The following is a 14,774-nucleotide window of genomic DNA, read 5'->3' as shown; positions in this document are numbered from 1 at the left end:
TACTCGCCTTGAGTAATGATTATTTATATAGTGAGAAGGTGCAGTGAAATTAATTTATGTTGATGATAATTTGCCCGGTATTACTCGAAAAAGTCACTCTAAATGTTGGCTTTACTACGACCCTACAGGTAAGCGGATTAATGATAATAGTGAAATCGCCCGTTTAGATGCACTAGCATTCCCTCCTGCATACAAAGATGTTTGGTTTTGTCCTGAGGAAAATGGCCATATCTTAGCAACTGGTTACGATACAAAGGGAAGAAAACAATACCTTTATCATCCAGATTTTAGAGAGCAGCAGGAACTAAAAAAGTTCGAAGTGTGTGAGCTTTTCGGAAATAAATTACCTTTACTTAGAGCAAAGTTAGCTGAATATTTAGAAGGTAATACACTTGACTATCAAAGGACATTAGCCGCAGTTGTTAGATTGATGGATTTAGGCTCTTTGAGGATAGGATCTAAACGAAACGCGAAAGAAAATAATAGTTTTGGAGCGACAACCTTACGTCGCCGCCATGCGAAGATAACAGGGAAAAATATTCGCTTAGAATATAAAGCTAAATCTGGCAAAGTGAGAGAGGTTAACCTTACAGATCGTGTTTTGAGCACCATTATTAAAGAGTTGCAAGATTTACCCGGACAAAACCTGTTTCAATACAAAGAGGATGGTGAATGTATTCCCGTAACTTCACGTGAAGTTAATCAATTTATTCAGCATGTAATGGGAGAGGAGTTTAGTGCAAAACACTTTAGAACCTGGCGTGCAAGTGTTTTAGCATTCGAAGCTTTTTATAATGCAAAGAAAAAGCTCCCTTTGTGCGACATGCTAGAAACGGTATCGAGCCATTTGGGTAATACGCCAACGATAGCACGTAATTCTTATATTCACCCGGCGCTTATTGATTTATGTAAAAAGGATGAAAACAGCCAGGTTGCTTTAAGAAAGCAATTAAAACTGCCCCGTAAAACGAAGTATTTGAATAGATACGAGCGAGGACTGCTACTCTTTCTCAGCTAGTAGATTTGTCTATTGCTGGTAGTCAAGCAATGCCAATTCCTGATAACAACAATGACAGAATAAGTAAGACTATTTGGCAGTGTACTAATAAGTACGGCTGGCTTAACCTTTAGCTAATTAACTGCTTATTAAGGATTTATATGCGCTTAGCCACACGGTTGTTACCGCTTTTTATTACTTGTTTACCTTATACTTTATCGGCAAATGAAGTTTCAGCACCTGAGCTTCCTGAGGCTATACAAGAAATCTACCCTACAGTAATGAATCAACAAGTTTGGGTTGCAGGTGGTATCTCTACTGAACTGCCAGCATCAAAGGGTAAGATGACTGCAAAAGTTCATTTTTGGTCACCAGAATACTTAAGTTGGCAATCCGCTCCCAGTTTGCCCGAGGGGCGTCATCATACTTATTTAATTGCAGTAGAAAAAAGATTATTTGCCTTCGGAGGTTTCGTTAATGCGCAAGGCCAATGGACCAATAGCCGTGATGTGTTAATGCTAGATGAAGGCGCTAAAGCATGGCAAAAAGTGGCGAGCTTGCCTTTTGCATTAAGTGAAACCGTAGGCGCAGTGTTAAATGGAAAAGTACATTTAGCCGGCGGCCGCAGCCCAAGCAGTGAGAAAAATGGACAATGGCAGCATAGTTTAGATGTTAGAGCGCATCTAGTCTTTGATCCTAAAAGCTTTACATTTACAGAAGCGGCACCTTTACCTTCAGCGAGAAACAGTGCGGCAAGTGCACAAGTAAACGGCCGGTGGTTTGTGCTTGGTGGCAGGACAGTAGGTGGCGAGCCAATCACAGAAATGCTCGAATACTTACCAGATACAGACATTTGGCAGGCACATGCAGCATTACCCAAAGCGCGTGCCGGGCATGCAGCGGCAGTTATTGATAATGCTATCTATGTGTTTGGCGGTGAACATAGCAAAGGGGTTGACCGCGAGGTTTTTAAATATGATTTAACCAAGCAGCAATGGGGCAAAGCTTTCGAATGGCAAACGCCTCGTCATGGCTTAGGGGCCATCACGTTAAAAGGCCAAATTTGGCTTGTGGGTGGCGCCACAAAAGTGGGATTGTCTGAAACAAGCAAAGCAGTGACTTCACTTAGTAAGCTTATTGACTAATAGTTTGCTTCTACTGAGATAGGTTTGGTTGAAAGTTCATAACCTAACTCTTGAATAAATGTCTCTAATAAAGGAAAATTGACCGCTTCGTCTCACAATAAGAAGATAAATTATTTGTTGTGAGTAAAAATAAAAATTATAAGCTGTTTAGGATAGGGAAATGACCAAGCTACCTTACCTTGCATTGCTACTTTGTTCGCAATCACTTTTAGCCACAGAAAATACGACACATTACAACCAATTTGGTGATGCGACACTTTTGAGTTCGCAACAGATTAACTACGACAAAACTTATTTTACTAGCCGCAATGAAAACAATTCGTATGCAAATTTAGACAGAGCTTCAAGGCTAAACTTATCCAATGCTCTTGCCGATGAAAGCCTAGAATTAACATCTGTATATCGTCGTTACTCTTTGGGTAATTCAACAGGTCTTAATGGTCTTTATTCTGTTGACTTGTACGGTAATGGCAATAAGCAAATTATTTCGGTGCAACAAAACGATTTTAATATTATTGAGTATAAAGACAATCAATATTCAGTCGTTGAAGGTTTCGATTCTCAGGATTACATCACTGATAGTACATTGGTAAAAAGCATTGCCGATGATACATATTATTTAATACTTATGACGAGCAATCAGATAGTAAAAATTAACTTACTAACAATGAAAGTCGAAAGTACAAAGGAAGTAATTTCTAGCCAATCAGTTATGGCAAGAGATATTAATAACGACGGTCAGGACGAGCTTATTGCTATTGCCAATAGCCAAATTTTAATACTAGACCAGTCAGACCTTTCAGTTATTTCCCAACTTGAGTATTACGGTAACAAATTTGTTGTTGGCTCGTTTACCGAACAAAATGTTCACGAATTAATGCTTGAAGATGGCAAGTTGTATCGTATCTCTGAAAATACAATAGATTATATAAAAACATTGAGTACTCAACTCACTGGTATCCATTTACAAAGTGTTGATACTAACCAAGATGGCTTAGATGAAGTAATCAATGGAAATGCTTGGTACTCGATTGAACTAATTAGTCCAAATACAGACAGTATTGTGTGGACAGCGAATAGCGATTTAGATATTTCAAGAGTTATAGTTGCAGATATCAATAATGATGGCGCCCAAGACCTCGTATATGGCGATGGTCAATGGGGACAAATACATGCTTTGTCTTTAAGTACAGGTCAGGAGTTTTGGCAGATCAATAACCCTGAACACAGTGTTTCAAGTATTTTGGTGGACGATTTTAACCTAGATGGCAAAACAGATATTGCGTGGGGAGCTGGTTATACGTCTTCAGGTAGTGATGGGTTTCATATTTATACTGTTGAAGACAAGTCTAAGCAATGGTCGCAAACGATCTTTAGCTATTCGCAGTTTTTATTAGGCCTTGCTGATATTGACGGTAAAGGTGGAATTGATGCCATTTTTTCTGAAAATGGCACAAATAAACTTCAAATTGTCGATATCGAAACAAATGAGCAATTGCTAACTAACGTTGATTTAACAGATGGCTGGAATGATTATCAGTATGTGGTTACAGCTGATTTATTCAATGATGGTAAAAACTATTTAATCGTAGCAGGGTCAGAAACTTACACAGGAAACATACAAGTATTTTCGCCAGAAAATGGAAACTTACTGTACACGGTACCTTTTGAAAGTGGTGACCAAATTTCAACGATTGAAGCCTATGATATCAATCAAGATGGTTTCTTAGAGCTAATTGTTGGCAATGGCGCATCGCATACCGGAAGTGAAGGCTCTTATATACGAGTTTTTAACGGACAAACCGGTGAACTAATTAAGCGTTCACCTCGTTTACAGGACTTTTGGAGTGGGGTTTCTGGCATAGTTGCAGGCATAGATACACAAGAAAGTAATAAAGAACTATTTGCTTTAACCGCTAACCAATTAGTTAAATATAACTACACTGATAATAGTGTAACTAATTACTCTTTAAACGGCAGTTTTAAGTCGCTAGAGGGGGTTGTTATCGGTGGTAAAAAAGTACTCTATGCTGCTGATCAATATGGTCTTTTATTCTCTTTGACAGAATCAGGAGAAAAGTCAGAAGTTGCGAAACTATGTGACAATTCATTAAACAATATAGTGTCTACACGCGCAGGCTTCATTTTATTTAGTTGTGAAGATAAGTTTGGAGAGTATGACTTAAATAATGATGAACTGCTTTATGAAATAGCGCGTGCAAATCAACGCAGTTCTATCGTGAGTGCAACTTATAATGGTGTGGACTATTCATTGCTTTCAGGGAAGTCTATAGAGGTATTCTCGAATGAAGCGGCAGAACCTTTAGCTAAACCGCAAGATAGCGAGATCACATCTCATGTACTTGCGCCAGTCGAAGTTAATCTTAATTTAAGTAATATTGATTTTGTGGTATTTGAAAATAGCCCTAGCCTTGGTCAATTAACATTTATTGATCGTCAAACTGGACAGTTCACATATACCCCTAACGGCACTGTAGGTGTTGATGAATTAGCGTTTTATACAGTAAAAGGCCGTTCACGCTCTGAGCTAGCAAAGTTTAAAGCTACGTTAACTAATCAGGCTCCGGCCGTTGAAAACTCTACGATTACAACGCACTGGAATACACCTTTGATACTTAATCTGCCTGCTTCAGATGCAGACGATGAGCCGCTTATTTTTACTGTAAAAAATGAGCCTCAGCATGGTCAAATTGAGTTACTTGATCAAAATACGGGTGAAATAAAATACACGCCGAGTGGTGAATCATTACAGCCTGTTTCAATTACTTTTACCGCGAAAGATTCACTTGAAGAGACTGCGCTTGCCAATGTTGTTGTTGAATTAACAAATACAACACCAAAGGTTACAAATTTAAGTTATGAAACTTATTATTCAACGGTAGTTAATGGTCGTTTTATTGGCAATGACGAAGATAGTGATAAGTTAGAATTTGAACTAGTAACGAGCCCAAGTACTGGTGAGCTTAGTTTTGATAAGGATACTGGATTATTTGTCTACGAAACCGGCAGGGGAGTCTTCTTACTCAGTAAACTTTAGTTATCGAGCAAAAGATAAATTTGCTTCATCAGATACTAAAACTGTAGTTATAGATATTGTTGGTAAAGCAGACAATTCTGGGTCAAGCTCTGATTCCGGCTCAGACTCAGGCGGTAGTATGTATTACTTAATGTCTTTGTTACTTGCTATGGTTGCGTGTAGACGTAAACTTAAAGTTTAGACATTATAAACTAATTGAATTTTGTAGGTGCTGTACCAATTAAATTGGTACAGCATTTTTTTGAAAGGTTAGCCTTACAAAAAAGACTCCTCAGAAGGCTTTAGTGTAGGTTCATCACCTACAACATAATTATTTAGAAGTTCAGCTGATAACTAAAGCGCTAACATTTTTACTAATCTAATGTTTGTCTACGAGTCAGAAAATTCACATAGTACAAGATTTTTTAATGTCTAATTTTCAACTACTTAATCTTTTACTATTGAGTGATGTAGCGAATTGGATGACGATTTCCTAGAGCAAGCTTATTGTTGATTAAATGTAAATGGTTAAACTCGTGCAAGTGTCAGCTTTCATGTGGTTTAGTAGTGATGAAAAGTCGCTCCTCTAAAGTTATATTTGTTATTACAGTAGTCATTGCCAGTTTAAGTTCGAGTGCATCCCAGTTACCAGGCGAAGTTAACTGGATGAAAGATGCAAAGTGGGGGATAAGTCATCATTACCTTGCTGGAGGTACTCTAGATAATGCATGGTATAAAATAACAGACTACAACGAATGGAATCACTACGTTAATGGTTTTGATGTCAACGATTATGCAGATAAAGCAGTCAAGCTTGGTTATAGCTATGTAATTTTTACGATTACTCAAAATAGAGGTTATTTATCGACCCCGAGTGATATTTACGACTTACACTCGCCAGCATGCCCAAGCAAAAAAGTTGCGCCTGGTTGTATCACCCAAGTTAACTCAAATCAGGCTGATTACACGCCAACCCGTGACCTTGTTTTGGATTTAGCCAAAGCACTTAAACGAAAAGGCATTAAGCTAATTGCTTATATACCTTCGCACTTAGGGGATAGGTGGACGGGTACAAAAACCAAAGCACCTTACCCTGATTGGTTTATAACCGGTTTTATCAGCGAAAGATCACAGGCTTGGGGAGCCAACATCGCTGGCTGGTGGTTTGATAATTGGTTTGAAGCAGATGAATCGAAACAAAAACTCGAGGCAAAGAATGCTTATTTCGTTGCTGATCAACTTGCTCAGTCTGTTCGAAGTGGCAACCCAAATGCGACGATCAGTTTTCATGCTGGTGATGAGCATAGCTTTGCACCCAAAGAACCACACAGCCAATACACATCAGGTAAAACTAACGAGTTACCTAAGGCACCTTCTTCTAAAAAAGTCATAACAGCTTTAGGTTCAAAAGTGCAGTGGCATGGATTTACCTATACCTCTTTAGGGGGATGGGGACAAGTAAAGAGCAGCTTAAAGTATTCGAACACAGAAATAGCTAACAGAGTAAAGCTAATTGTTGATGAAGGTGGGTTGATAACGTTAGATGTGGCTATCAATGCCGATGGCAGCTGGATTGCTGATCGTCTGGTGCAAATTCAGACTATTGGTAATGCACTTGGCACAACAAGTGACACCACCTATTCAAGCCTCGAGTTGGTAAATGATGATGATCCAAGGATACGTTATAGCGAAAGTGGATATTGGATCAGCGCGAGCCAAACAAATATGGGTGAGTATATGCAAGATAGGCACATTACAATGATTAATGGTGCTTACTTTAGTTATGATTTCCAAGGTTCAAGTATTGTATTTGCTACATCAAAAGCTGCTGATCAAGGTACTGTTGAGATTCTCATCGATGGTCAATATCAAGGACAGTTTTCAACTTTTGATGAAAATAACTTCCGTCAAGTGCAAAGTATTATATTTGAAAAACATGATTTATCAGCTGGATCACACACTTTAATAGTGAAAAAGGTATCGGGTGACGTAATGGCAGTTGATCTCGTCTTATCTAAAAAATCTAAGAGGAGTTTTAAAAAAGACTCGTTTTAGTGATCCCAAACAAAGGGGGGAAGCCCCCTTTTTCCATAAATGTTTGATAACTCGCTAGGTTCATACTTTTTAATTCCTCGTACATTGAAACTCACAGAGCAGCTTACATTTCTTTTCACTGTCTGTTAAAAATAATGTTATATTTGTGTTCTTGCTAAAAAGTAATAAAATAATACAAATTATAAGTATAACGATCAGGTTTCAAGATGACATTACAAACAAACAGTCCGTTAGTAGAGCAGCGTGCCGACCCATTTGTGCATAAGCACAGCGATGGTTTTTATTATTTTACAGGTTCTGTACCAACTTATGACCGTATTGAGCTTCGTAAGTCTGAGACATTAGAAGGTTTAAAAGATGCTGAAACCTTTGATATTTGGTTTAAACACGACAGCGGACCAATGAGTCGTCATATCTGGGCGCCTGAAATTCATTATCTTGATGGCAAGTGGTATATCTACTTTGCAGCCAGTGAAGAAGATGATATTTGGGCGTTACGTCCATATGTACTTGAGTGTAAAGGTCAAGATCCACTTAATGATGAGTGGGTTGAACTTGGCATCATGCAAGCTGCTGAAGGTGATGAAAAGTCGTTCACTGACTTTTCTTTAGATGCCACCATTTTTGAAAATAACGGTAAGCGTTACTTCTGCTGGGCAGAAAAAACAGGCGGCCAATTTGCTGCATCAAACCTTTATTTAGCTGAAATGGAATCACCAATTAAACTAAAAACTGCACAGTTTATGCTGACTACGCCTGATTACGATTGGGAGCGCGTGGACTTTTGGGTTAACGAAGGCCCAGCAGTTCTAAAACATAACGGTAAAATCTTCATTGCTTTCTCTGCAAGCGCAACGGGTGCATGCTACTGCATGGGCTATATGGAAGCAGATGAAAATAGCGATTTACTTGATCGCAATTCGTGGACTAAAACACGTACGCCAGTGCTAGAGACGAATATTGAAAAGAAAATCTTTGGTCCGGGTCACAACTGTTTTACTGTTGCTGAAGATGGTGAAACGCCACTGTGTATTTACCATGCTCGTGACTATGAGCACGCAGTGGGTGAGCCGAGTGTGGTGCCAAAAACAGACACCCGTCCACTTGAGGAGATTATAAAAGATCCTCTTTATGATCCAAACCGTCACGCACGTGTGTTAGAAGTGAAGTACGACGAAAATGGTCGCCCGTTATTTGAACTCTATTAACTTTATAGAGCCGTAAACTCAGTTCATAAAGCCACCTACTTGGGTGGCTTTTTTAGCTTTATAGCTTGGTTAAGCAATGATAGCGGGGTACCAGTTTGCCAGCGTTACTCCAAATAAACCGATTAAGAACACGACAGATATAAACGCCATCAAACATGCCGTTCCGATTGTAATAAATTTATGGTTAGTTTGTTCTGCATAGCGGACAAGCTCGGCTATGAAAAGAGGTATCAGGTAAGAGCAAAGACTAACGGCAAGCACGGCAGGTCCTGTGAATGTTTTGCTATCGACCCCTAAGCTGCCAAATACTAAAAACCATGCAAATATCAGTAATCTAAAAAACAACACACCATTAGCAGCGAGATATAAACGTATCGCCCAAGTTTTATGCGCATTGAAGTTACGAGCCCGCGCAGTTTTCACTGCAAATAGACTTGAGATGATAACCACTAAGCCGCCAAACATTGTCAGCGCATGCATCAAGGTGTTACCAACGGTGCCTCTTACTATCATTAAATACATGCCGGCAAATGAAATACAGCAAGCTAAAACAACGAATACACGGCCATTATATCGATGAAAGGTTTTGTATTTTGCACGTAATTTTTCAATAAGCTGTAAGCTTCCGCCAAGAATCATCACTACAGCAAATAATACATGCACTGCATACATCAAATTCCCCGTGGTATCATTTGCTACATAAGCGGTGTTGTTAAGTCGATTCCAACCAGATAGACCTGTGGTCATACTTGTCACTCCATAACCAAGAATGAGATAACCCACAAAGCAAATTTGTGCCAGTAATAAGCAAATAAACCAAAGCTTTTTACTGTATCTGAGCGCCTTCAAAGGTGTAAGTTTGCTATTTTTGTTAAACATCATCAATTCCATTACATTTTGCTAATACCGCAAATATAAAGGGCTAGAGAAATATTTCTTATCAAATTCGGAATTTGATCAATCAAATATTGTGTTTATTTATGACCGCCAATGCAGGGTTTGACACATTCACTAACAAACTCTTTTTGCCATGTTGATTTTGAAAAAGTAAACTTACCTGATTGGTAAATTATTCATCAAACTCCCAATTTAAGGTATGCAGAGTTATGCAAAATACTTCCCCTTATTACTTACTCGTTTTTGTTTGTATGGGGCTAATGTTGCTAAATGGCATGAAAAAAGATAAGCAGCTTATTCATTATCTGTTTGCTGTCTTTTGTGGTTCGCTTTGCATGGTTGGGGTGCAAAAAATCAGTGCACCGAGTATTGGTGTTTACAGCTATTTAATCGGTTTATTTACTTGTGCAACATGTAATATGTCTTGGCTTATATCACGCACTTTGTTTCGTGAGCACAAGCCTTTTTCCATGGTGCATATTGCTGTAGCCAGCACTATTGCAGGTTTGATTATGTTTAATCAAACTTGGCATTATTTGGTAAGTGTTGATTCGCAGATTTTCCCAGATAGCCAATTCATGTGGCGTTTAAAGCAAGGTATGGGTGAAATAACTGTGCTGCTATCTTCGAGTATTCTGGTGCTGTCCTTTTGGGAAGCATTACGAGGCTATAAAGGTAAAACACGAACGCAAAAGTGGCAGGCAACTATTTTTGCTAGTTGTTACTTTTTAGCAGTATTTAATGCCAGCATACTGCCTAAGTTTTTATTTAGTGAAAGCGAATTTCAACAGTTTGAGCCACTTATAATTACCTCATCCGCCTTGTTAATCGTACTTGCAATGCAGTTAGTGATGTTTTTGCAAAAGCGTTCCCATCCTTGTGTAACTGAATCTGCTGAAATTGAAGAGGTGAACTCTGAAAGGGCAGTTCAAGCTACTAAAAAAATTGCGCCGTCAGAAAATAGAGAAATAGAGCCTGAGCTGACCAAGGGCATAGAAGCACTTATTATTAAGCAACAGGTTTATTTGCAAACTAATTTGAAAATTTCTGACTTTGCACAAGCTTTAGCAGTACCTGAGTATAAAATTAGCCGCGCTATTCGTCATCATTTTAAAGCCACTAATTTTAATTTATTTATTAATCAGTATCGAGTAAAGCATGCGCAAATGCTGCTCCTAAAAGACGAAGCAAGTCATTGGAGCATTCTAAGTATTGCACTTGAAAGTGGTTTTTCTTCGCTTGCTACTTTTAATCGTGTTTTTAAAAGCAGTGTAGGGATAAACCCCAATGAGTTTCGTAAGCAAAACGGCTCGTTAGCAGAACAAAAATTAATAGAGCTCGCTGATTAGGGTTGTTTTTGGCTTAAATGTGCTGCAATTACTTCAAACATGTTTTGTACTTCTATAGGCTTGGCTATGTAACCTTGCATCCCCGATTCTTTGGCTTTAGTTATGTCGGCTTCCATAGTATTGGCAGTCATGGCGATAATAGGAATATGGGCATACTTTGATTGCTTTTTAATTTTATTAGCAGCGGTATAACCATCCATTTTTGGCATTTGGCAGTCCATTAAAATACAATCGAAAGAGTCTTTTTCGACAGCTTCAATGGCCGCTATGCCATCCTCGGCGACATCAACAATAAATCCATTTGAGCGCAGTATTTGCAATGCGACTTGTTGGTTGAGGGGGTTGTCTTCAACAAGCAGTATTTTTGAGCCAGCAAACTTTTTAAAGCATGTGTTGTCTACACTGTTATCTTTTTTCGTGGCGATACCCATAACATGCTCAAGCGTTTTGAGTAGATTTCCTTTAATAATTGGCTTTAATAATATTTCTTCAACGGTTTTATTAAGTGTACTAAGGGTGTCTTTAACCTCTTGGTTTTCATAAGAAGCGAGAATAATGGTTTTTGTAATGTCGATAGAAAGCTGCTGTTTGAGGTTCTCCAAAATGTTATTTTGCTCATAGTTTAGAACATGCCAATCTAAAAAAATAAAGTCATAGTCATGGCTAATACTGATTTCTAACAGTCTTTCATCTTTACAGTTAATAGTATGGGTGTTGATTTCTAATGTATTGAGCATATTACGTAAAACTGCTTCAGGGCGGTTGCTTTGTTCAATAATAAGAGCTTGCTTTTGTTTAAAAACGTTTGTGTCGTGAGTACTTTGTTTGGATGATTTAGCGAATGACACTGTAAAACTAAAGCAACTGCCTTTGTTTAATTGGCTTTTAACCTCAATGTTACCTCCCATAAGCTCGAGGATCTTTTTGCTAATAACAAGGCCAAGGCCTGTACCACCAAACTTACGTGTTGTAGAAACATCGGCTTGTGAAAAGGGCTTAAACACATTAGTTACTTGCTCCTCAGACATGCCAATACCTTGATCAATCACCTGAAAATTAATACAAATACTTTTATTTGTTTGTGACTCTATCGCCATTTTAAGCATAACGTTTTTCTGATTTGAAAACTTAATTGCATTACTCAGTAAATTTAATAAAACTTGATTGAGCCTAAGAGTGTCACCGATTAAAAACTCAGGAATGCCATCATCAATATCAAAGATTACTTCAGTGTTATTTTGCTCAATTAAACTACTGACTAGATTTGCTAGATTTGCGAGGAAGTCATTTAGATTAAAATCACTATTTTCAAGTTCGAGTTTATTGGCTTCTATTTTAGAAAAGTCGAGAATGTCATTGATAACACCAAGCAACGATTTAGCTGAAAGCTGGATTTTTTCGACGTAATCATACTGTTTGTCAGTCAAATCGCTATTGAGAGCTAGGTGGGCCATACCTAAAATTGCATTCATAGGTGTGCGGATTTCATGACTCATATTTGCTAAAAACATCGATTTAGCTTGATTGGCGGCATCGGCTAATTCTTTTGCTTTATTTAAATCTTGGGTGCGAGTGATGACTTCTTTTTCTAGATTTTCGGCCGCATGTTTTAGCGTCATATTTGCTTCATATAACTCTAAGGACTTCTGTTCTAAAAGTGCTTCGGCTTCTTTTCTGGCCTTGCGCTCTCGTTCTATTCTTCGTTTGTAGAGTTCTTCATCCACATTAAGCTTCTTTTGTTAGGGTAAAAATGGCAGATTGGAAGTTTTCGTCAATCTCGCTTTTAACTGTAATTACTTCATTAAAATGTTCACAGGCTCCCTCAATCAAGCCCTCAGCTAAACAAGCAAATGGGTTACCTGAGCGATAAAACATTTTCATCTCGTTCTTGCTAATTCGTTTTGTTTCAAAACTTGGTAACTCAGCATCGTGGTAGAGCTTTTTAACCTCAATATGCACGTGCCGGTCGATGGTATCAAGGAAGTCAAAAGTGCTTTCGACATTATTAAAGAAGTGTGGAAACAAAACAAAAAAGCGTTTTAACAAATACTTACCGTAGGCATGAACCAGCTCATTAACAGGTTTATTGATATGTCTGCTTAATGAGCTGACCAACATTAGCAGTTCTTTATTGTCGTAATTTCCAACGCTGGTGTAGGCGCCGTTTGAAGGAAGTGAGTTTTCTTCAATGATTTTGTCAGCCACCTCAAAAGAAAACTCATTTTCAACCATTTCTAAAAACTCGGTAAAGACGATACCTTTCATAAAGTAACTCAATAAAACGTCATACTAAAAGTTTAGATACAAACAAGGGTTTTACAATTTCTCTACTTACAATTTTTGTGTGGCTAGAACTTTTAATTTGATTATTAATTAAAGGCTAGCAAGCAAACCTACTAAACAAGGTTATACTTTTTAATACTATCGTCTTTAGATTGCAGTTTGGTTTGGTATTTTATGGTGATTGGCTCGAGGATAAGAAAACGCTTATTGCTCGCTTTTACAGCAGCGTGTATTGCTATTTTGCTTGCGCAAACAATCATCAGGCAATTATGGATATTGCCAACCTTTGAAGCGATGACAAAGCAAAACGATAGGATTGATATTCAGCGAGTGGAGTCTCAACTTCAGCAAGAGATTGATGCGCTGTCAAAAATGGTTTTTGATAGCTCCGCTTGGGATACCATGTATGTGGCAGCGTACGAACGTGATACCCAGTGGTTTAATGATGATTATGTTATTGCTGACGCACTGCAACGTTTAGACGTGAATGGTTGGTATTTATATGATACGCAGGCAAATATTATCGGAGGTGGCAGTTTTAATAATGATTATCTGACTTACTCACCAAAGATCTTAGAAACCTCTCATTTGTTGAAAGAAAACGACTTAATAGTCTTATCTGATGATATAGCTAATAGTCAATCAGCGTTAGTTCATAAAGTCCGATTTATCACGATAGACAAATCTCCAGTCCTGACAATTGCTTACAATGTAACGAAGTCTGATGGCTCGGGAAATTTGTAGGGACTTTGCTGCTGTGGAGCTTTATTGATGAAGGTTTTGTAGAAAATTTAACCCCAGGGTTAGCAAATGATATTCGCTTTTATGGCACGGACGAAGTGTTTAAATATAAAGATCATTTAACCAGAGTATTTGGTGATAATCGTAGCGTAATGGGTGCTTCCCAACATAATCGGCGTCTTTACTTAGGAGTTAATGACCAAAAGGGTAACTTGTTATTTGTACTTTCTATTAAATCGCGTGAGCGTACTTACGATCGAAGTTTGTTTGATAGCTCTTTAATCACTGGGTTATTTATTTCTGGCTCAGTGTTTATTTTGTTTTATTTATATATAAATCAACAGGTTTTGAAACCACTTAGAAAGCTTTATACATTAGTAAATTCAGCAATAAGCAATAACGATTTTAGTGCTAGAGACGAGTATTACGGTGATAACGAATTACACCAGCTCGGAAGGGGAATGAATGAGTTATTTACTCTGATTGAAAACCAACGTGAAGAAATATTTCTTCGCCATGAGAAGTTAAACCATATCAGTAATACAGACTCAATGACGGAGCTTGCTAATCGTAGGGCTCTAGATAAACACTTTGCAAAGCTTGCCAGTGATGCTGTATCAGCTAAACAGCCTATTTCATTGATCGTAGCTGATATCGATCACTTTAAACTCTACAATGACTTTTATGGGCATGATCAAGGTGACAAAGCGCTATGTGAGGTTGCCAATCTCCTTAAAGATAATACCAACCCAGACAATCACTTTGTTGCTCGATATGGCGGCGAAGAATTTGTAATTGTGCTCAGTAATACTGATAAGCAGGAGGCACTCAAAGTGGCAGAAACCCTGCGTAATGCTGTTGAATCAGCTCACATTACCCACCAAGGTCGCGAAGACTTAAGCTATGTTACTTTATCGATTGGCATTGCCAGTAAAGCCACTAATGAGGCGTTTGATTCAGATAGTTTATTTAAAATAGCTGATAATGCGCTATATAAAGCCAAAAAGCAGGGGCGCAATTGCTGTGTTGCTGGTGATAAAGCTCAGCTATAGTCTAATAGCT

11 protein-coding genes are annotated in these 14,774 nt (G+C 38.2%); 8 read left to right on the top strand and 3 right to left on the bottom strand.

Features of this window, described 5'->3' with window-relative positions:
• The first annotated feature begins 43 nt into the window (after nt 1–43).
• The 5 genes from HYD28_14415 (at nt 44) to HYD28_14395 (ending at nt 8,442) form a co-directional block, all read left to right on the top strand.
• Nucleotides 44–1,018 (top strand): DNA topoisomerase IB, encoded by a 975-nt coding sequence (locus HYD28_14415; protein ID QLE10052.1) that lies wholly within the window; start codon nt 44–46, stop codon nt 1,016–1,018.
• Between the two features lie 140 nt (nt 1,019–1,158).
• Nucleotides 1,159–2,142 (top strand): galactose oxidase, encoded by a 984-nt coding sequence (locus HYD28_14410; GenBank protein ID QLE10051.1) that lies wholly within the window; start codon nt 1,159–1,161, stop codon nt 2,140–2,142.
• A 160-nt stretch (nt 2,143–2,302) separates the two neighbouring features.
• A complete protein-coding gene (locus HYD28_14405; GenBank protein ID QLE10050.1) occupies nt 2,303–5,200 on the top strand; it encodes an FG-GAP repeat protein in 2,898 nt (965 codons plus the stop codon).
• Between the two features lie 549 nt (nt 5,201–5,749).
• A complete protein-coding gene (locus tag HYD28_14400) occupies nt 5,750–7,234 on the top strand; it encodes an alpha-L-fucosidase (GenBank protein QLE10049.1) in 1,485 nt (494 codons plus the stop codon).
• Between the two features lie 206 nt (nt 7,235–7,440).
• Complete coding sequence (locus tag HYD28_14395) at nt 7,441–8,442, top strand: family 43 glycosylhydrolase (GenBank protein ID QLE10048.1); 1,002 nt, start codon at nt 7,441–7,443, stop codon at nt 8,440–8,442.
• 69 nt (nt 8,443–8,511) lie between these two features.
• Here the strand turns inward: HYD28_14395 and HYD28_14390 are convergent, their stop codons facing one another.
• Complete coding sequence (locus HYD28_14390) at nt 8,512–9,321, bottom strand: DUF2306 domain-containing protein (GenBank protein QLE10570.1); 810 nt, start codon at nt 9,319–9,321, stop codon at nt 8,512–8,514.
• Between the two features lie 269 nt (nt 9,322–9,590).
• On the opposite strand from HYD28_14390, the gene HYD28_14385 reads away from it, so the two are divergent.
• The gene (locus HYD28_14385) at nt 9,591–10,688 is read left to right on the top strand and encodes an AraC family transcriptional regulator (protein ID QLE10569.1); all 1,098 of its coding nucleotides are present in this window, start codon (nt 9,591–9,593) and stop codon (nt 10,686–10,688) included.
• On the opposite strand, the gene HYD28_14380 is transcribed toward HYD28_14385, so the two are convergent.
• Nucleotides 10,685–12,412 carry a response regulator gene (locus HYD28_14380; protein QLE10047.1) on the bottom strand — a complete coding sequence of 576 codons (1,728 nt, stop codon included), beginning with the start codon at nt 12,410–12,412 and terminating at the stop codon, nt 10,685–10,687. The genes HYD28_14385 and HYD28_14380 overlap by 4 nt on opposite strands.
• Before the next feature lies 1 nt (nt 12,413).
• Nucleotides 12,414–12,953 (bottom strand): heme NO-binding domain-containing protein, encoded by a 540-nt coding sequence (locus HYD28_14375; GenBank protein QLE10046.1) that lies wholly within the window; start codon nt 12,951–12,953, stop codon nt 12,414–12,416.
• Between the two features lie 192 nt (nt 12,954–13,145).
• Here HYD28_14375 and HYD28_14370 point away from each other — a divergent pair, with 192 nt between their 5' ends.
• Both HYD28_14370 and HYD28_14365 read left to right on the top strand, forming a co-directional pair.
• The gene (locus HYD28_14370; protein ID QLE10045.1) at nt 13,146–13,715 is read left to right on the top strand and encodes a hypothetical protein; all 570 of its coding nucleotides are present in this window, start codon (nt 13,146–13,148) and stop codon (nt 13,713–13,715) included.
• A gap of 5 nt (nt 13,716–13,720) precedes the next feature.
• Entirely contained in the window at nt 13,721–14,764 is a 1,044-nt protein-coding gene (locus HYD28_14365) for a diguanylate cyclase (protein QLE10044.1), read from the top strand.
• Nucleotides 14,765–14,774: the final 10 nt, after the last annotated feature.

Source organism: Pseudoalteromonas shioyasakiensis, assembly GCA_013391845.1.
Classification (GTDB): Bacteria; Pseudomonadota; Gammaproteobacteria; order Enterobacterales; family Alteromonadaceae; genus Pseudoalteromonas; species Pseudoalteromonas apostichopi.
The sequence above is the reverse complement of the archived record's forward strand: the minus strand, read 5'-3'. Positions and strand labels throughout refer to the sequence as shown.

Bases quoted from the DNA above. Each gene is read 5' to 3' on its own strand.
- HYD28_14375 (QLE10046.1), bottom strand. From the start codon at position 12,953: ATGAAAGGTATCGTCTTTACCGAGTTTTTAGAAATGGTTGAAAATGAG.
- HYD28_14370 (QLE10045.1), top strand. From the start codon at position 13,146: ATGGTGATTGGCTCGAGGATAAGAAAACGCTTATTGCTCGCTTTTACA.
- HYD28_14385 (QLE10569.1), top strand. From the start codon at position 9,591: ATGGGGCTAATGTTGCTAAATGGCATGAAAAAAGATAAGCAGCTTATT.
- HYD28_14400 (QLE10049.1), top strand. From the start codon at position 5,750: ATGAAAAGTCGCTCCTCTAAAGTTATATTTGTTATTACAGTAGTCATT.
- HYD28_14410 (QLE10051.1), top strand. From the start codon at position 1,159: ATGCGCTTAGCCACACGGTTGTTACCGCTTTTTATTACTTGTTTACCT.
- HYD28_14395 (QLE10048.1), top strand. From the start codon at position 7,441: ATGACATTACAAACAAACAGTCCGTTAGTAGAGCAGCGTGCCGACCCA.
- HYD28_14405 (QLE10050.1), top strand. From the start codon at position 2,303: ATGACCAAGCTACCTTACCTTGCATTGCTACTTTGTTCGCAATCACTT.
- HYD28_14390 (QLE10570.1), bottom strand. From the start codon at position 9,321: ATGTTTAACAAAAATAGCAAACTTACACCTTTGAAGGCGCTCAGATAC.